This window comes from Shinella yambaruensis (genome assembly GCF_022899355.1).
In the GTDB taxonomy this organism is placed as follows: Bacteria; Pseudomonadota; Alphaproteobacteria; order Rhizobiales; family Rhizobiaceae; genus Shinella; species Shinella yambaruensis.
Window position 1 is genome coordinate 65,559 of record NZ_JALJCK010000010.1, and the last position, 17,761, is coordinate 83,319.

14 protein-coding genes and 1 pseudogene are annotated in these 17,761 nt (G+C 66.0%); 11 read left to right on the plus strand and 4 right to left on the minus strand.

The window, feature by feature from the left end; genetic code table 11:
* Window positions 1-37 precede the first annotated feature (37 nt).
* A complete protein-coding gene (locus MUU56_RS22335; protein WP_244769480.1) occupies window positions 38-976 on the plus strand; it encodes a LysR family transcriptional regulator in 939 nt (312 codons plus the stop codon).
* Window positions 977-1,027: 51 nt separating this feature from the next.
* On the opposite strand, the gene MUU56_RS22340 is transcribed toward MUU56_RS22335, so the two are convergent.
* A complete protein-coding gene (locus MUU56_RS22340) occupies window positions 1,028-1,918 on the minus strand; it encodes a DMT family transporter (RefSeq protein ID WP_244769481.1) in 891 nt (296 codons plus the stop codon).
* Window positions 1,919-2,157: 239 nt separating this feature from the next.
* Between MUU56_RS22340 and MUU56_RS22345 the strand changes: the two genes are divergently transcribed.
* From MUU56_RS22345 to MUU56_RS22360, 4 genes and pseudogenes are all read left to right on the plus strand, one after another.
* A complete protein-coding gene (locus MUU56_RS22345; RefSeq protein ID WP_244769482.1) occupies window positions 2,158-3,135 on the plus strand; it encodes an ABC transporter substrate-binding protein in 978 nt (325 codons plus the stop codon).
* 17 nt (window positions 3,136-3,152) lie between these two features.
* Window positions 3,153-4,848: pseudogene (locus MUU56_RS22350) on the plus strand (ABC transporter permease).
* Window positions 4,836-5,867 carry an ABC transporter ATP-binding protein gene (locus tag MUU56_RS22355; RefSeq protein ID WP_244769483.1) on the plus strand — a complete coding sequence of 344 codons (1,032 nt, stop codon included), beginning with the start codon at window positions 4,836-4,838 and terminating at the stop codon, window positions 5,865-5,867. The pseudogene MUU56_RS22350 and the gene MUU56_RS22355 overlap by 13 nt, the downstream one beginning before the upstream one ends.
* A 71-nt stretch (window positions 5,868-5,938) precedes the next feature.
* Window positions 5,939-6,118: a hypothetical protein gene (locus tag MUU56_RS22360; protein ID WP_244769484.1), complete on the plus strand. Its 180-nt coding sequence runs from the start codon at window positions 5,939-5,941 to the stop codon at window positions 6,116-6,118.
* 133 nt (window positions 6,119-6,251) lie between these two features.
* Here MUU56_RS22360 and katG read toward each other — a convergent pair whose 3' ends face one another.
* Entirely contained in the window at window positions 6,252-8,426 is a 2,175-nt protein-coding gene (gene katG, locus MUU56_RS22365; RefSeq protein ID WP_244769485.1) for a catalase/peroxidase HPI, read from the minus strand.
* 168 nt (window positions 8,427-8,594) lie between these two features.
* On the opposite strand from katG, the gene MUU56_RS22370 reads away from it, so the two are divergent.
* Window positions 8,595-9,494 (plus strand): hydrogen peroxide-inducible genes activator, encoded by a 900-nt coding sequence (locus tag MUU56_RS22370; RefSeq protein ID WP_244769486.1) that lies wholly within the window; start codon window positions 8,595-8,597, stop codon window positions 9,492-9,494.
* 13 nt (window positions 9,495-9,507) lie between these two features.
* Here the strand turns inward: MUU56_RS22370 and MUU56_RS22375 are convergent, their stop codons facing one another.
* Together MUU56_RS22375 and MUU56_RS32730 are read right to left on the minus strand one after the other, a co-directional pair.
* Entirely contained in the window at window positions 9,508-9,834 is a 327-nt protein-coding gene (locus tag MUU56_RS22375; protein ID WP_244769487.1) for a DUF3307 domain-containing protein, read from the minus strand.
* Window positions 9,835-10,093: 259 nt separating this feature from the next.
* On the minus strand, window positions 10,094-11,491 hold the full coding sequence (locus tag MUU56_RS32730) for a M10 family metallopeptidase C-terminal domain-containing protein (protein ID WP_280531143.1): 1,398 nt from the start codon (window positions 11,489-11,491) through the stop codon (window positions 10,094-10,096).
* Window positions 11,492-11,642: 151 nt separating this feature from the next.
* Here MUU56_RS32730 and MUU56_RS22385 point away from each other — a divergent pair, with 151 nt between their 5' ends.
* From MUU56_RS22385 to MUU56_RS22405, 5 genes are all read left to right on the plus strand, one after another.
* Window positions 11,643-12,200 (plus strand): DUF924 family protein, encoded by a 558-nt coding sequence (locus MUU56_RS22385; protein ID WP_244769488.1) that lies wholly within the window; start codon window positions 11,643-11,645, stop codon window positions 12,198-12,200.
* Window positions 12,201-12,259: 59 nt separating this feature from the next.
* Entirely contained in the window at window positions 12,260-14,779 is a 2,520-nt protein-coding gene (locus MUU56_RS22390) for a mechanosensitive ion channel domain-containing protein (protein ID WP_244769489.1), read from the plus strand.
* Between the two features lie 146 nt (window positions 14,780-14,925).
* Complete coding sequence (locus MUU56_RS22395) at window positions 14,926-15,189, plus strand: hypothetical protein (RefSeq protein WP_244769490.1); 264 nt, start codon at window positions 14,926-14,928, stop codon at window positions 15,187-15,189.
* 185 nt (window positions 15,190-15,374) lie between these two features.
* Window positions 15,375-16,202, plus strand: a complete 828-nt coding sequence (locus MUU56_RS22400) for a response regulator (protein ID WP_244769491.1) — start codon at window positions 15,375-15,377, stop codon at window positions 16,200-16,202.
* Between the two features lie 177 nt (window positions 16,203-16,379).
* Window positions 16,380-17,669 carry a GGDEF domain-containing response regulator gene (locus MUU56_RS22405; protein WP_244769492.1) on the plus strand — a complete coding sequence of 430 codons (1,290 nt, stop codon included), beginning with the start codon at window positions 16,380-16,382 and terminating at the stop codon, window positions 17,667-17,669.
* The last annotated feature ends 92 nt before the right edge of the window (window positions 17,670-17,761 follow it).

Genomic DNA, 17,761 nt, shown 5'->3' on the forward strand with positions numbered 1-17,761 from the left:
ATAATACTTAAATGCTCGAAAGCCATACGGAGGAGTTATGGACCTGCTGCGCAATATCGGCTTGCTGCGATCGTTCCTGACCGTTGCGAGGGAGGGCAATGTGACGGCCGCTGCCGAGAAGATGGGACTTAGCCAGCCGGCCTTGACGCGGAACATCCGGCGGCTCGAGGAGGAGTGCGGGATAACGCTGTTCGACAGGCACACGCGCGGCGTCACCCTCACTATCTATGGGCAGACGCTGCTGCGTTATGCGCAGATGATCGATACGGAATGCCGCTTTGCCTCGTCCGAGCTGGAAGCGATGCGCAGCGGGCACCGGGGGCACCTGAGGATCGGCGGCGGGCCGTTCTGGGGCGGTACGCTGCTGCCCAAGGCGTTGACGCGGCTGCACCAGCGCTTCCCCGATGTCCGCACGACCCTCGATGTCGGGGTCAACACCGTCATTCACCCCAAGCTCTTCGCCGGCGAGCTCGACCTCGTGGTCTCGGCCAGCCCGCATGACCTGTCGGCGCTTCCGGACCATATCGGTTTTCGGCCGCTCATCACCATCCAGAGCGGGATCTTCGCGCGGGATGCCCATCCGATCTTCGAGCGCTCGCCCCTCGACCTCAACAATCTGTCCCGGTTCCAATGGGTCCTCTACCAGGCCGATACGGACGCCATCGAGCGCCTGAGCGCCTTCCTGAAGTCGCTGGGAATAGGCCCGCCGCGGATCGCGGTCGAATCGAGTTCTCTCATGGCGGTCGTCGAACTGGTGCGCAGCGGCGATTTTCTCGCCTGCCTCGCTGCGCCGCTGTTCGGGAGCTTCCGCGATATCGGCATTCGCCAGGTGGAGACGACGCGCGAAATCTGGAGCTTCGATGCGGGGATCCTGTATCACAAGGCCATCGAGACCACCGCGCCCTATGAGATGCTGCGGCGGACGCTCACGGAGCTTATCGCGGCCGCCGGCCTCAAGGCGAAGGACGGCCGCTGAGCCGGCTTGTGATGTGCCCGCGGGACGCCTCCGCCGTGCGTTCCGCGCGTTTCACATGAAGATCAGCCCCATGCCGATGACGACGAGGGCCGCGCCGGCCCAGGCGCCGCCGGCAGGCCGCTCGCCGGTCCTCAGCCAGAGCATGGGCAGGATCATCACCGGCGAGGTGGCGGAGAGCGTCGAGACGATGCCGACCTTTCCGCCGGAAAGGGCGAACAGCAGCAATGTCATGCCGATGGCGAGCGCGAGGATGCCGGTCAGCGCCGTCATTGCCGCGACCTTCAGCGTCAGCGGCCCCCTCGGCTTCACGGAGGGGATCGGCAGCTGGAGCAGAATGCTGAGGCAGAAGGCGGCGGTGCCGACGCGCAGCAGCGAGGCGAGGAAGGGATCGATGCTGGTCGCCATGACCGGCCGGGCGAGGATGGAGCCGATGGCCTGGCCCGTCGCCGCGCCGATGCCCAGCAGCACGCCGACCGAAAGCGGCCCCTTGATCGCCTCCCATTGGTGCATCTGCGCCCGGCGCTTGCCGAAGACGATGGCCAGCAGCACGCCGAAGGCCGTCAGCAGGATGCCTGCCACCGCGAGGCTCGACAGGGTCTCGCCCAGCACCAGCCATCCGAGCAGGGCGGCAATCGGCGCGTTCAGGGCGAAGAGGATGCCGGAGCGGCGCGGGCCGAGACGGTTGAGCGTTTCGAAGAGCAGCGTGTCGCCGAGGAAGATGCCGATCAGCCCGGACAAGAGCAGCGGCCCGGCGCTCGCCATGTCCAGCTCCCGCCAGACGCCGGTGAACAGGACGTAGAGCGCCAGCAGACCGGTGACGAAGACCTGGCGTGCCCGGTTGAAGGCCGGTGCGCCGAGATGGCCCGCGGGGCCGGCCGAGATCAATCCGGTCAGGGCCCAGCAGGTCGCGGCGCCGAGCGCCGCAAGTTCATGGATTGGCATCGTTTTCCGATCGGTGCGTTACGGTCCGGGAGAAAATTTCGCGTCACGCCGTTAAAGCGGGATCGAATGGCTTTCGTCCAGAGCTGCCGGCGTCAGTCAACAGGGGACTTTCGGTTCGATGCGGGTTTCACGACCGGCACCCGATCGCGGCGCGGGCCTGGCGGGGCACTGCAAAGGCTGTCACATGGGTGTCAAGCGACGGGCGTAGGGAGCGATGACGTTCCCGGAAGGATGCTCCCATGAAAACCCTTGTCTCCGCCGCCGCTCTCCTCGCCGCCAGCTTCGTTGCCCTGCCGGCTTCTGCCGCAAATCTCGTGCTCTATACCAGCCAGCCGAACGAGGACGCGCAGGCGACCGTCGACGGCTTCATGGCCGCCCATCCCGACATCAAGGTGGACTGGGTGCGCGACGGCACGCCGAAGATCATGGCCAAGCTCCAGGCAGAGATCGCGGCCGGCAATCCGGTTGCCGACGTGCTGCTGATCGCCGACACCGTCACGCTCGAGCGCCTGAAGCAGGACGGCAAGCTGCTCGCCTATCTCTCGCCGGAAGCCGGCAGCTACGATGCGAGCCTCTACGACAAGGACGGCCACTACTATTCGACCAAGCTGATCACCACCGGCATCGTCTATAATACCGCGGCGGCGATGAAGCCGGTGCGCTGGCAGGACCTTGCAAAGCCGGAGGCCAAGGGCCTTGCCACCATGCCGAGCCCGCTGACCTCGGGCGCCGCCCTCATCCACGCCCAGACGCTGGCCTCCGTCGATGGCCTCGGTTGGGACTACTACAAGGCGCTCGCCGAAAACGGCGCCACGGCGGCGGGCGGCAACGGCGCGGTGCTGAAGGCCGTCGCCTCGGGCGAGAAGGCCTATGGGATGATCGTCGACTACATGCCGATCCGCGAAAAGGCGAAGGGCGCGCCGGTCGCGTTCGTCTTCCCGGCCGAAGGCGTTTCCGCCGTCACCGAGCCTGTCGGCATCCTTGCATCCTCGAAGAATGCCGAGGCGGCCAAGAAATTCGTCGACTACGTGCTTTCGGTCGAGGGCCAGGAAGGCTTCGTCAAGCTCGGCTACATCCCGGCCCGCAACGGCATCGCCATGCCGGACGGTTTCCCGGCGCGCGAGACGATCCGCGTGCTGCCGCTCGATGCGGCTGAGGCGCTGAAGAACACCGACGCGGACCTGAAGACGTTCTCCGGCTATTTCGGCTCGAACTGAGGCACGCCGCCACCTTCATGCATGGATATGTTCGTCCGGGAAGCAGCCAGCCCATCTGGCTGTTTCCGCTTATCGCAAGCGTGGTCGTCCTTCTCAGCGTGCTGCCCCTCATGCGGCTGGCGGCGACCGGCATCGCCGCGTTTGCCGATGGCGGCGCTTTCGCGGTGCTCACCGATCGCGCGCTCTGGTCGGCGACCTATTTCACGCTCGTCACCGCCATCATCGGCACTCTCATCTCGCTGGCGATCGGTTCGCTCTTCGCCTTCCTGCTGACCTTGACCGACATGCCGGGCCCGGGGGGCGCTGGGCTTTCTCTTCGTGCTGCCGATGATGATCCCGCCGCAGGTGACGGCGCTGGCCTGGGTGCAGATGTCCGGCCCTTCGAGCCCGCTCCTGAAGGCGCTGCATATCGCGCCGCCCCTCGGCTCGCCGCAGCCGCTCTATTCGGTCGGGGGGGTCGCGCTGCTCTACGGCGTGCAGCATGCGCCGCTCGTCTATCTCGCCCTCAGGGCGGGGCTGATGAACGTGCCCCGCGACGGGATGGAGGCGGCGCGCCTTTCCGGCGCCTCGGCCCTGCGCACGTTCCGGGACATCGTCCTGCCGCTCGCCCTGCCGGGCATGATCGCGGGCGCCGCCATCGCCTTCGTCTCCTGCATCGGCAATTTCGGCATCCCGGCGATCCTCGGCATTCCGGCGTCGATCTACACCCTTTCGACCCTCGTCTTCACCAAGTTCGCGGCCTTCACGGATCGCACCTTCGGCGAGGTCGCGCTGCTCTCCGGCGTCATCGCGCTGATCTCGGTGGCGGGGCTTGCCGTGCAGGAGCGCGCGCTCGGCGGCCGTGACTACCGCATTCTCGGCCAGTCCGGCGCGGCGGCATGCCTTCCCGTCGGCCGGTGGCGGTTCGTCTTCCTGCCCGTGCTGGCGATCCTTCTCTTCTTCATGCTGGTCGCGCCCTTCCTCGCGCTGCTCGCGGGTGCGCTGGTGCCGGCCTATGGCGTGCCGCTGACAGTTAAGACCCTGTCCTTCCACGCCTTCGAGGAGGTGCTGCTGCGGCAGGCGATCACCCGGACCGCCTTCGCCAACTCCCTGTTCCTCGCCGCCGTCACCGCCATCGGCCTGCTCGTCCTGTCGGTGCTTGCGGGCTATATGCTGACGCGCCGGCGGGATGCGGCATCGCGCATGGTGGCGAGCCTGATCGAGATCCCCTATGCGCTCCCCGGCATCGTCGTCGCCGTGGCGTTCATCCTCGTCTTCGCGGCCCCGCTGCCGGTCTTCAACGTGACGCTCTACGGCACGATCTGGATCATCCTCGTCGCCTATTTCGCGAGCTTCTTCGCGGTCAGCCTGAAGCCCGTCGTCAGCGCCTATCGCCAGCTCGATCCGGCGCTGGAGGAGGCGGCGCGCCTTGCCGGCGCCGGCTTCTTCACGCGACTCAAGGATATCCTGGTACCGCTCGTCGCGCCCGCCGCGGGCGCTTCGGTCATTCTCGTGTTCCTCATCGCCTGCAACGAGCTGACGGTTTCCGCGCTGCTCTGGTCTGCGGGCACGCAGACGCTCGGCGTCGTGATCTACAATCTCGACGACAGCGGCGGCTCCGATCTTGCCTCCGCGCTTTCCGTGCTCGTGGTCCTCATGGTCGTCGCCATGATGCTGCTGCTCGAGGCGATGGCGAAGCACCTGCCGAAGGGGGCGGTGCCGTGGCGAAGCTGATCCTCAACAATGTCAGCAAGGACTTCGGCACCGGCCAGCCGGCGGTAAGCCGCGTTTCGCTCGACGTGCGAGAGGGCGGCTTCCTTGCGCTGCTCGGCCCGTCCGGCTGCGGCAAGACGACCGTGCTGCGGATGATCGCCGGCTTCGAGGCGCCGAGCGACGGGGCGATCTTCCTCGGCGAGCGGCTCCTGGCCGATCCCGCCCAGTCGCTGCCGCCCGAACGGCGCAACATGGCGATGGTGTTCCAGTCCTATGCGTTGTGGCCGCATATGAGCGTGGCCGACAATGTCGGCTATCCGCTGAAGGTGCGCGGCGTTTCGAAAGAGGTCTATCGCCGCCGGATCGTCGAGGCACTCGATACGGTGCGCCTTGCCGATCTCGCCGACCGTCGCCCCGCGGACCTCTCCGGCGGCCAGCGCCAGCGTGTCGCGCTCGCGCGCTGCCTCGTTACCCAGCCGGATGTCGTGCTGCTCGACGAGCCGCTCGCCAATCTCGACCGGCACCTGCGCCAGGAGATGGAGGAGACGTTTCGCGAGTTCCATATCCGCTCCGGCGCGACGATGATCTATGTCACGCATGACCAGAGCGAGGCCATGGCGCTCGCCACCGACATCGCGGTCATGTCCCGGGGCGAGCTGCTGCAGGTCGCGCCGCCGCAGGAGATTTATGCGTGCCCCGAGGGGCGGCTTGTCGGCAGCCTGATCGGGCGGGGCGCCATCCTCTCGCTTGCCGTGCCCGCCGCAATGCTGCGGAAACTCGACTGGGGCGCGATCCGCGCGCTGCTGGGCGCAGCCGCGCCTGACGGCGGGGTTCTGGCCGACGTCCTGGTCCGGCCGGAGGATGTCAGGCTGGGCGGCGAAGGGGCCGCTGCGCGTGTGCGCTCATCGCTCTATGAGGGGGAGCGCTACAGCGTGACGCTGGACCTGGCCGACGGCCAAATCCTCCGGGCCTTCAGCCGCGAAAGGCCGATGCCGGGTGATACCATGTCCGTGACGATCACGTCCGCCTGGCGGCTCTAGCGAAGAAACTCAGGGAACCAGCGTCCGGCAGAATCGTTCGTCTCTCATCTTTCAATGGAGAACAGGCTGCCATGGACAAGAAGTCTCAGGTTTCGAAGTCGAAGGAAGACAGGCGCCGGGACGAGAAGAAGCCCGGCGTGATCGTTGCCGGCCCGGAGGCGCATGCGCGCGAGCGCGCCGGAAAGGCGCCGGAGGGCCGCAAGCCGAAATCGGGGGACGCGCAGCCGAAGAGCCCGGCAAATCCGTCGTAGGGCGTTTCGGCTTTTTCGCCTTTTTGCCGGAACTGCTCAGGCCTTGCGGCCTTGCATTCCTGCTGAAGCCTTCCCCCGCCCAGGCGGGGGAAGGTGTGCGTGTGGCATCCCGGCCGGCGGGATGGCCCGCCGGTCAGGCGGCCAGATCGAAACGATCGGCGTTCATGACCTTGACCCAGGCGGCGACGAAGTCCTTGACGAACTTTTCCTTGCTGTCGTCCTGGGCATAGACCTCCGCATAGGCGCGCAGGATCGAGTTCGAGCCGAAGACGAGGTCGACGCGCGTCGCCGTGTACTTGGCAGCGCCCGTCTTGCGGTCGCGGATCTCGTAGAGGTTGTTGCCCGTCGGGATCCACGAATAGGCCATGTCCGTGAGCGTGACGAAGAAGTCCGTCGTCAGCGCGCCGACGCGGTCGGTGAAGACGCCATGGGCGGTGCCGGCATGGTTGGTGCCGATCACGCGCAGGCCGCCGACGAGCGCCGTCATTTCCGGTGCCGTCAGGCCCATGAGCTGGGCGCGGTCGAGCAGCAGCTCTTCCGGGCTCACCACATAGTCCTTCTTCTGCCAGTTGCGGAAACCGTCGGCCAGCGGTTCCAGCGGGGCGAAGCCGTCCACATCGGTCTGCTCGGCCGTCGCATCGCCGCGGCCCGGTGCGAAGGGGACCATGACGTCGAAGCCCGCGGCCTTCGCCGCCTGCTCGACACCCCAGTTGCCGGCGAGCACGATGACGTCGGCAAGGCTTGCGCCCGAGGCGGCCGCGATCGGCTCCAGGGCGGCAAGCACCCGGCCGAGACGCGCCGGCTCGTTGCCTTCCCAGTCCTTCTGCGGGGCAAGGCGGATGCGCGCGCCGTTCGCGCCGCCACGGAAGTCGGAACCGCGGAAGGTGCGGGCGCTGTCCCAGGCGGTGGCGACGAGGTCCGCGGCCGACAGGCCGGAGGCGGCGATCTTCGCCTTGACGGCGGCGACGTCATAGTCCGTGCGGCCGGCCGGGATCGGATCCTGCCAGACGAGGTCTTCCGCCGGAACGTCCGGGCCGAAGTAACGCGACTTCGGGCCCATGTCGCGATGGGTCAGCTTGAACCAGGCGCGGGCGAAGGCATCGGAGAACGCGGCGAAGTCGTTCTTGAAGCGCAGCGAGATCTCGCGGTAGATCGGGTCCACCTTGAGTGCCATGTCCGCGTCGGTCATCATCGGGATGGTGCGGATCGAGGGATCCTCCACGTCGACCGGCTTGTCTTCCTCGGCAATGACGATCGGCGCCCACTGGGATGCGCCGGCCGGGCTGTGGGTCAGCGTCCATTCATGTTTGAACAGCATCTCGAAGAAGCCGTTGTCCCACTTCGTCGGCTCGGAGGTCCACGCGCCTTCGATGCCCGAGACGACCGTGTTGCGGCCGATGCCGCGGCCCTTCGTGTTCATCCAGCCAAGACCCTGGAATTCCGGGCCGGCGGCTTCCGGGTCCGGGCTGAGATCGCCCGCGCTGCCATTGCCGTGCGACTTGCCGATCGTGTGGCCGCCGGCCGTCAGCGCGACGGTTTCCTCGTCGTCCATGCCCATGCGGGCGAAGGTCTCGCGCATCTGCGCGGCCGTCGCCAGCGGGTCGGACTTGCCGTTGACGCCTTCCGGATTGACGTAGATGAGGCCCATCTGCACGGCGGCGAGCGGGTTTTCCAGCGTTTCCGGCCTGGAGACGTCGCCATAGCGGCCGTCGCTCGGGGCGAGCCACTGCTTTTCGTCACCCCAGTAGACGTCCTTTTCCGGCGCCCAGATGTCTTCGCGGCCGAAGGCGAAGCCGAAGGTCTTCAGGCCTGCGACGTCATAGGCGATGGTGCCGGCAAGCGCGATCAGGTCGGCCCAGGAGATCTTGTTGCCGTATTTCTTCTTGATCGGCCAGAGCAGGCGGCGGCCCTTGTCGGTGTTGACGTTGTCCGGCCAGGAATTGAGCGGGGCAAAGCGCTGGTTGCCCGTATTGGCGCCGCCGCGGCCGTCCGCGGCGCGATAGGAGCCGGCGGCATGCCAGGTGACGCGTGCCATCATGCCGACATAGCTGCCCCAGTCGGCCGGCCACCAGTCCTGGCTGTCCGTCATCAGGGCGCGCAGGTCGGCCTTCAGCGCCTCCACGTCCAGTGTCTTGAGTTCTTCGCGGTAGTTGAAGCCCTTGTCCAGCGGATTGGTCTTCGTGTCGTGCTGGTGCAGGATGTCGAGGTTGAGCGCGTTGGGCCACCATTCCATGACGGAATTGTTGAGGGCGGTGGCGCCGCCGTGCATGACCGGACACTTGCCGGTCGTCGTCGTCTTCGTATCCATTTGGTCCTCCAACGGATTTTCTTGATTCGACAGGACACCGGAAGGGAACTTGCAGGCGCGCCTCTTGGGTCGGCGCCGCGGTGAAGCGTCTTCCGGGTTGCCAAGGCGTAGCAAAGGCCAGTCATAAACTCCAATTGTAAAAACTAAAGGCTCCGATATGCTCAGGTTATGAATGGCCTGACCATGAAACATCTGCGCTATTTCGAGGCGCTTGCCCGCATCGGCCATTTCGGCCGGGCGGCGGAGAGCTGCGCGATTTCCCAGCCGGCGCTCTCCGTGCAGATCCGCGAGCTGGAGGACCTGGTGGGCGTGCCGCTCGTCGAGCGGGGCGGGCGGCGCATCCGGCTGACGGGGCTTGGCGAGGAGTTCGCCGAGCGGACGCGGGCGATCCTGCGCTCGGTCGACGAGCTGGAGGATCTCGGGCGGGCGGCGCACGGGCCGATCGCCGGCCGCCTCCGCCTCGGCGTCATCCCGACGGTCGCGCCCTATCTCCTGCCGGACATCATCAAGGCATTGGCGCGGTTCTATCCCGGCATCGATCCGCGGCCGCGCGAGGCGATCACGCAGCGGCTGATCGAGGACCTGACGGAGGCAAAGCTCGACGCCGCCATCGTCGCGCTGCCGATTTCGGAGCCGGCCCTCAAGGAGATCGCGCTCTTCGACGAGGAGTTCGTGCTGGTGCGGCCTCTGGAGGACGCCGGAAAGCCGGTGCCGAGTTCCGACAGGCTGCATGAAATGCGCCTGCTGCTGCTGGAGGAGGGCCACTGCTTCCGCGACCAGGCTCTTTCGGTCTGCAATATCGGGGCCGCGTCTGTGCGCGACCTGATGGAGGGAAGCTCGCTCTCGACGCTGGTGCAGATGGTCGGGGCGGGCATCGGCGTGACGCTCATTCCGCAGATGGCGGTGGATACGGAAACCCGGTCCGCATCTGTCTGCATATCGGCGCTGGCCGAACCCCGGCCGACGCGGACGATCGGCATGGTCTGGCGCAAGAGCAACCCGCTTTCGGCACAGTTCGCCACGATCGCCGAGATCGTCCGCGACGCGGGCCTGAAGAAGCAGGCCTGAAGGCGCGGGAACGTCACGGTGTCGTCAGCGCGACGCTTGCGACCAGCCAGCCGAGCTTGCACAGGAGGTGGAGGGCCTGGTCCTGTGCGAAGCTGATCTTTCCCCGGATCTTCGCTTCGTCGATCAGGACATGCAGGACCCATTCGGCAAGGCCGAGCAGGGCGTTTCCCGTCACCAGCAGCACCACGGCGCCGTGGATGCCGGCATGGGCGACAAGGTGATAGGCCCGCAGCGGCCCCTCGACCTTCGCCTTCACCAGGAAGTCCGATTGCAGGGGATAGTCGGCCAGCCAGTGCCCTGCGCACAGCAACAGACCCATGGTCAGAATTTCGTTCGTCATCGAATGAACTGTGCAGGTTGGGCGTTATGGTCATGCCGCCGGCGGCCGGGGATCCATGCAATCGGCGGGGTGAACCGCTGTTCTATTGAACCGTCCGCATCGCGCTGTTCCCTGGGGAACAGGCTGGCCATGCCGATATGTGCCCTTGTATCCATTGGTCCGCGACAATGCGCCGCCCGCCGCGCCGGGGGTTTGCGGGGCGGTCGCGATGCGGCGTTTGACGGAGGAGGGCGGGTGGCCGGCAGCGATTCCGGCGAAACTAGAGCAGGAAGTCGCCTTTGCCGAGCGCCAGCTTGCCGTCGAGGTCGAGGCGGAAATCGGCGGCCTTGTCGCCGTCGATGTCGACTTCCACGACGGTGACGGCCTTGCCGTTTGCCGTCGTCGTGTACCAGCGCAATTCGCCGGCATCGCCCGTGAAGGCCTTTCCCCGCGCAAGAAGGGTGAAGCTGTGGCCGGCCTCGGGGCCGTTGGCATCGATGGCGGAAAGGTCGATGCGGTCGCGGCCGGATTCGAAATCCGTGATGCGGTCGCGCGCCGCAAGGCCGATTTCGGCGGCGCTGCGGAAAACGAAGGTGTCGGCGCCGGCCCCGCCCGTCAGCCGGTCGGCACCCGCCCCGCCGTTCAGCCAGTCGTTGCCTGCGCCGCCTTGGAGCCTGTCGTTGCCGGCAAGGCCCAGAAGCGCGTCATGGCCGCGGCCGCCGGAAAGCGTATTGGCGTGCGAGGACCCGACGAGGAGATCGGCGTCGTTGGCGGTCGAATCATGCGCCGTGCCGTCGCCCGAGAGATTGCGGAGGGACGCGGAGGCGACCTGCAGCTCCTCCAGCGCCATGCCCTTGCCGATGCCGTGGGCCGCCTTCAGCCGGGCAATGGCGGGGGCATATTCCCCGAAGATCGAATCGATGCCGGAAAACCCTTTGATGCGGCCGGCGGCATCGGCGTCGAAGCGGCTTTCATAGGAGAGGATCTTATCCCGATGGGCGGCATACATGCGGCCGGCATCGAGCGCTTCTGCCGTCGTCGCCGTGCCTTCCCTCGCGAAGAGCTTGAATTGCTCGGCCTCGACGTAACGCCGGTTGGCGATGCCGGCATGGCCGCCGCCGTTGGAATTGTAGCGGATCTCGTACCAGGCCTCCGCCCGGTCGCCGGCAAGGATCGCGGCCTTCAGCTTCGGCCCGAGCAAAGAGGGCGCGTTGTAGGCCATGCTGAACAGCACGGCGCGCTCGGTGGAGTTTGGGATGCCGGCGAGCCATGTGTCGATCGCCGCCTCGTAGCGCGGCGAGAGCGCGGTCAGCGCCGCCTGGATCTCGGCATTCGAGGAGAAGGCGAAGGTCTTCGGCACGCCGGGATCGCGCGTCGCGTTCCAGTCGGCCATGACCGTGTCGAGCCGGCTGTTGAGCAGGGCGGTCTCGCCTTTGGAATAGCTCTGGTCGATGACGGCCTTCAGCCTGGCCTGCAGCGCCGCGCTCCAGCCGCTGCCGGCGATCGCCTTCAGCACGGGTTCGAGATTGTAGCGCAGGTTGAAGCCGATGCCGATCGTCGGTGCCGGATCGGCCGACGTGTCGAGATAGGCGCGCCGGGTCGAGCCCTCCAGTCCGAGGAGCAGGTCGAAACCCGTCTTCCGGTAGGCGGACGTGGAGAGCCCGGTGAATTTCAGCATCGTTTGTCCCGTTTTCATCGCGTTCGGGCAGCCTAGCGCCCGCCGGGTAAAGGCGGCGCTCACGAAAAGGGGAAACGCTTTGCTAACGCCGCCCCTTGCAACCCGGTCGTACACCGCCATATTGCCGCCAAGACGAATGGAGACGGATGGCATGAGCGAGAGCAGGATCAGGACACCGCAGGAGGTCGTCGGCTTCTGGTGCGAGACGCTGACGGCCAAGGACTGGTGGCAATCGACGCCGGCGCTCGACGCGCATGTGCGCGAAACCTTCGCCGAGACGCATTTCGCGCTCTCGCAGGCGGTGACGGCGCCGTGGCGGGCAAGCCCGGAGGCCCAGCTTGCCGCCATCATCGTGCTCGACCAGTTTCCCCGCAACATGTACCGCGCCTCGCCGCTGGCCTTCGCCACCGACTGGATCGCCCGGCGCGAGGCGCGTCTTGCGCTGGAGGTCGGCGCCGACAAGGCCGTTTCCTATGACCGGCGGCATTTCTTTTACATGCCGTTCGAACATTCCGAGGCGCTTGCGGACCAGGATCTTTCCGTCGAGCTCTTCGAGGCGCATGGCGACGAGATGTATCTCGACTATGCCGTTCGCCACCGGGACGTCATCGCCGAGTATGGCCGCTTTCCCCATCGCAACGCCTTTCTCGGCCGCGTCTCGACCCGGGAGGAGGAGGCTTACCTCGCCGAGCCGGGCGCCGGCTTCTAGTTCCGCGGGCATGCCGGTTTAAAATGGCCGCATTCGCGGCTAGAAGGGTGCGCAACCGCATGCCTGTGCTGCGTCGTCTGTTTCCGTTCAACGAGGATGGCCTGTTGCCGACCTTCCGCCTTCTCTCCGTCCTTCTTGCGGTTCTCCTGCTTGCGGCCGCGCCCGCCCGGGCGCAGACCGCGGCCGCGCCCGCCATCGACGCGACGCAGATCGAGCAGGCGAGCAGCGACCTCGACCGCGCCAGCGGGCAGCTCAACGCGATTCGCGAGCGGGTGGAGCGGTACAAGGATGACGACGCGCGGCTCGTGGAGCTGAAGATCGAGGCCGAAGCGCTGAACCGGACGATCCTGGCCATCTCGGTCGCGACGCGGCCGCGGCTGGAGGCGATCAAGGCGCGCCAGACCGAACTCGGCGACCCGCCCGCCGAGGGCGCGCCGGCCGAAGCCGCCGTCGTGGTGGAGGAGCGCAAGAAGCTTGCCGCAGAGCGCAACGAAATCAACGCGCTGACCGGGGAGGCGGAAAACCTTTCCATCGAGGCGACGAAGCTTTCGAACCGCATCACGGAAATCCGCCGGCGGTTGTTCACCGATGCCATCCTCAAGCGTACCGACATCAACACGGCGCTTTTCACGGAGGCCTCCGGTGCGCTCACGAACGAGACGGCGACGCTCGGCCGCACGGCGACGGCCTGGCTGCAGTTCGTCTGGAAGTTCAAGCGCATGCAGCTTCTGGGCGCCGTCGCGCTGTCGCTGGTGGCCGCGCTCGTGCTGCTCTCCGGCGGCTACCGGCTGTTTTCCCCCGTCATCACGCGTGCCGTGCAGCAGCAGAAGCCGCACTATATCACGCGGCTTTCCGTCGCCTTCTGGTCGACGATCCTGCCGAGCATCGCCGTGGGCGCCTTTGCCGGCACCAGCTATTTCTTCCTCGATACGTTCAACGTGCTGCGCTCCGACATCGCGCCGATCGCCTCGGTCGCGCTGGGCGTGATGGTTGCAATCTTCTTCGTGGCGCAGCTTGCCAATGCGGTTCTGTCGCCCGGTGACGGACATTGGCGGCTGGTTCGCGTGTCCGATCGCGGCGCGCAGCTTCTGTGGCTCTTGATCTTCAGCATGGCCATCGTCAACGGCGCCGACTATTTCCTCGGCACGATCAGCGAGGTACTGGGCTCCCCGGTCGTGCTGACGGTGGTGAAAAGCTTCTTCGCCTCGATCATCATCGGCGCGCTGCTCGTCGTCACCGCCTTCATCAAGCCGGTGCTGCACCAGGGGGAAACGCCCGACGCGCAGGGGCGGCCCTGGCCGCGGTCGATCTTCGTCCTCCTGATTCTGACCGGCCTCGGGCTCATCTTCGCCTCGCTGCTCGGCTATGTCGGCATGGCCCGCTTCATCGCCACGCAGATCGTCGTCACGGGCGCGATCGTGGTGACCATGTATATCGGCTTCCTCTCCGGCCGCGCCGTCTCGGCGCCCAATGCCTTTGCCGAAACGGCGGTCGGCAAGCGGCTGGAGGAACGCTTCGGCCTGGGCCAGGTGACGCTCGATCAGGTGGGGCTCGCCGCCGGGCTCAGCATCTATCTGCTGATCTTCGTCTTCTTCGTGCCGCTGGTCCTGCTGCAATGGGGCTTCCAGGTCGCCGACATCGAATCCTGGGCCTACCGCATCTTCACGGAAATCCGCATCGGCAGCATCACCATCTCGCTGATCGGCATCTTCGCGGGCATCCTGCTCTTCGTCGCCGGCCTCCTCATCACGCGCTGGTTCCAGAAATGGGTGGACGGCAATGTCCTGGCGCGCAGCCAGGTCGATGCCGGCGTGCGCAATTCCGTCCGCACCGCCGTCGGCTATGCCGGCGTGGCGCTGGCCGGGCTGGTCGGCATATCGGCGGCGGGCATCAACCTGTCCAGCCTCGCGCTCGTTGCCGGTGCCCTCTCGCTCGGTATCGGTTTCGGCCTGCAGAACATCGTCTCGAACTTCGTCTCGGGCCTCATCCTGCTCGCCGAGCGGCCGTTCAAGGTGGGGGACTGGGTGGTGGCCGGCACGACCGAGGGCTTCGTGCGCCGCATCTCCGTGCGCGCCACCGAGATCGAGACCTTCCAGCGCCAGACGGTGATCGTGCCGAACTCGGTGCTGATCAACGGGCAGGTCGGCAACTGGACGCATCGCAACAAGCTCGGCCGCATCGACATGGCGATCAGCGTGCATGCCAGCAATGATCCGCGCAGGGTCCAGGAGATCCTCACCGAGGTCGTGCGCGGGCAGCAGGGGCTGCTGCGCAATCCCGAGCCCACGGTGGTCTTCCAGGCATTCTCCTCGGCGACACTGGATTTCGAGATCCGGGCCTTTCTTGCGGATATCCTCAACGGCACGGGCGTGAAGTCCGATCTGCGGGCCGCCGCCCTCGAACGGTTCCGGGCCGAAGGCATCGCCATCGGCGCGCCGGCGGCGGCGGAAGTGCCGATCAAGATCTCGCCGGAAGGGGCCGATCTCATCACCAGGCTGCTCGACCAGGCGACCCGGGAGAATCGCCGGCCGACGGCGGGCCGGCGCCGCAAGCCGGCGGAGGACGGGCCCAAGACCTGACCGCCGTGCCCGATTTGCGGCACATGAACGCCGCATTCACGCTCCATTCAGCCGTTTCCCCATAAAACACATGCAAATCCCGGCGCGGAACGATAGTGTTCCGCAAGGGCTTGTGAACAGGGGCGGCGCCGAGGCGCCGGGCAGAGATGAAGCGAATGATCATGATGCTGCTGGTGTCGGCCGCGATGTCCGCTCCGGCCATGGCGGCCTCGGTGACCAACAAGGACGGCGACACCCAGGTGCTCGTCATCGTGGAGGGCGGCAGCCGCATGGAGGTTGCGCTCGAGCCCGGCGCGACGGAGACGATCTGCCCGTCCGGCTGCTTCCTCACCCTGCCGAACGGTGACCGGATCGCGCTGAACGGCGGCGAGAATGTCGAGATCCAAGGCGGCTCGGCTTCGGTCAAGTAAGCTTCGAGGCGGATATTTCCAGCGGCGCGGAAGATCAACCGCGCCGCTTTTCTTTGCGTGACTGCCTCGCGCCCGGGGGAAGAGTTTCGCCCACCGCTTTTTCATGCCCTCTAAATTTAACGCTTTCGCAAAGGGTTGCGGCTACGTCTTAACCTGGGGAACATCGTTATTACGAAGGCATATCCATGGCATTTGTCGGCATTTCCGGGATGCAGTATTCCGGCGCGTCTCTCTCGCATCACCGCATCCTTATTGCCGAGGACTCGAATGTCTTCACATCCATGATCTCCAAGCGCCTGAAGGAGCTTTTCGACATCGACGTGGAGATTTGCCGCAGCTTCGAGGAAATCGAACTGGCCTATGACAAGTCCAGCGAGAAGATCACGCTGGCGATCTCGAACATCAATCTGCCGGGCGCCGAGAACGGCGAGGCGCTGAACTATCTGGTCGACCTCAGCATTCCGACGATCGTCTTCACCGGCACGTTCCAGCAGAAGACGCGCGACCAGCTGCTGTCCAAGGAGATCGTCGACTACATCCTGAAGGACAATATCTTCGCGGTCGACATGCTGGCCGAATCGGTCTGCCGCTTCCTCACCAACCACAACCACCACGTCCTGATCGTCGACGACAGCGCGACGGCCCGGGCGCTGCTGACGACGCGCCTCAAGCGCTACAACTTCCGCGTCAGCGCGGCGGAAAGCGGCTCGGCGGCGCTCGCCCTCCTGAAGGCAAACCCCGATATCGGCCTGATGATCACCGACTACAACATGCCGGATATCGACGGTTTCGAGTTGACGCGGCGCATTCGCGGCACGGTCGGGTCGCATCAGCTGCGCATCATCGGCGTGTCGTCCTCCACCGATCGCCTGCTTTCCGCCCGCTTCCTCAAGGCCGGAGGCAACGATTTCATCATGCGCCCGTTCATCGACGAGGAATTCTACTGCCGCGTTAATCAGAACCTCGACACGCTGACCCAGATCAAGACGACCCAGCGGCGCCTGACGGCCTGATTCTCCACAGGATTTTCGTGATTCACCCGGATATGTCCCTTACGTAGCGTGAGATATTTCTTCCCGGATTAACCAGTTGGTAAAACCGGTGGTTTGTAATGCGTTCCAGACCGGAACATCATCAGGGTACTGGACGACGTGGGAGTGGATACAAATCCGCAGCGAGGGCCTGCATTCTTGCGCCATTCCGGCCAGCGGGTGCTGCTCGTGGAGGACTCGCGCATGTTCTCCACCGCGCTCAAGTACCGGCTCGAGCGGGAGCTCGGCCTTTGCGTCACCCATTGTTCCAGCATGGCCGCGGTCCGGGCGATCTTCCAGGGCGATGCGCCGGAATTCGTGCTGGCCGTGCTCGATCTCAACCTGCCCGACGCGCCGAACTGCGAAGCGCTCGACTATGTGATTTCGAAGGGCATTGCGCCGCTGGTCTTCACCGGCTCCTTCAGCGATGCGACCCGGGACCAAATCCTCGCGAAGAACGTGCTGGACTATGTCGTCAAGGACAATCCGTCGGCGATCCAGCAGCTGGTGCTGGCCGTCGACCGCATTCTGACGAGCGGCAAGACGCAGGTGCTCGTCGTCGATTCCGACCCGGAGAGCCTGCAGCGGCAGGTGAACCTGATCGCCAAGCAACGCTTTCAGATCATCGCGGTCGAAAGCGGGGCGGCGGCGCTCGATGCGCTTGATTCGCATGGCGGCATCGACATGGTGGTCTGCGATCTCGCGCTTGCCGACATGGACGGCTTCGACCTCCTGAACGAGATCCGCCAGCGCCATGGCGACGATGCCGTACGCGTCGTCGGCCTGTCGACCTCGGAAGACCGCATGGTGGCCGCCCGCTTCCTGCGCGCCGGCGGCGATGAATACATCCAGAAGCCGTTCCTCGTCGAAGAGTTCAACAGCCGCATCTTCCACGTCGCGGCAATCCAGAAGCGCGTGCAGTCGCTGCACCGCATCGCCGCGCGGGACTATCTCACCGACATCTACAACCGCCGCTACTTCTTCGAGGCGGGGCCGCGGCTCGTCGACCAGGCGCTGCGCCGGGGCGAACCCATGTCGATCGCCATCCTCGACATCGACCATTTCAAGCGCCTCAACGACACCTATGGCCACGAGGTCGGCGACATCGTGCTGAAGGCCGTCTCGCGCCGGCTCAAGCACCGGGTCGGCGACCGCCACCTCCTGGCGCGGCTCGGCGGGGAGGAGTTCGGCATCATCTTCCACGGCCTGGAACTGGAAGGGGCGCTGGACTATTGCGAGCGGCTGCGCCTGGAACTGGCGGCACAGCCGATCAATGCGGACGGCGAGCCCCTGACGATCACTGTCTCCGCCGGCCTTGCGGCGATTTCCGGCCGGGAAACCTTCGACAACTACCTGAACGCCGCCGACCAGTTCCTCTACATGGCCAAGCATGCCGGCCGGAACCGGGTCTTCTCCGAACTGTCGCTGATGAGCGCGCTGGCAAGCTGAGCCCCGCCGCGGCGGGGCCTGGAGCGTTTCCGCTTTTCTCCGGATCGCGAAAAAGCTCTATCCTTTTGTTTCGCCGCAGTTCCGGACGCAAA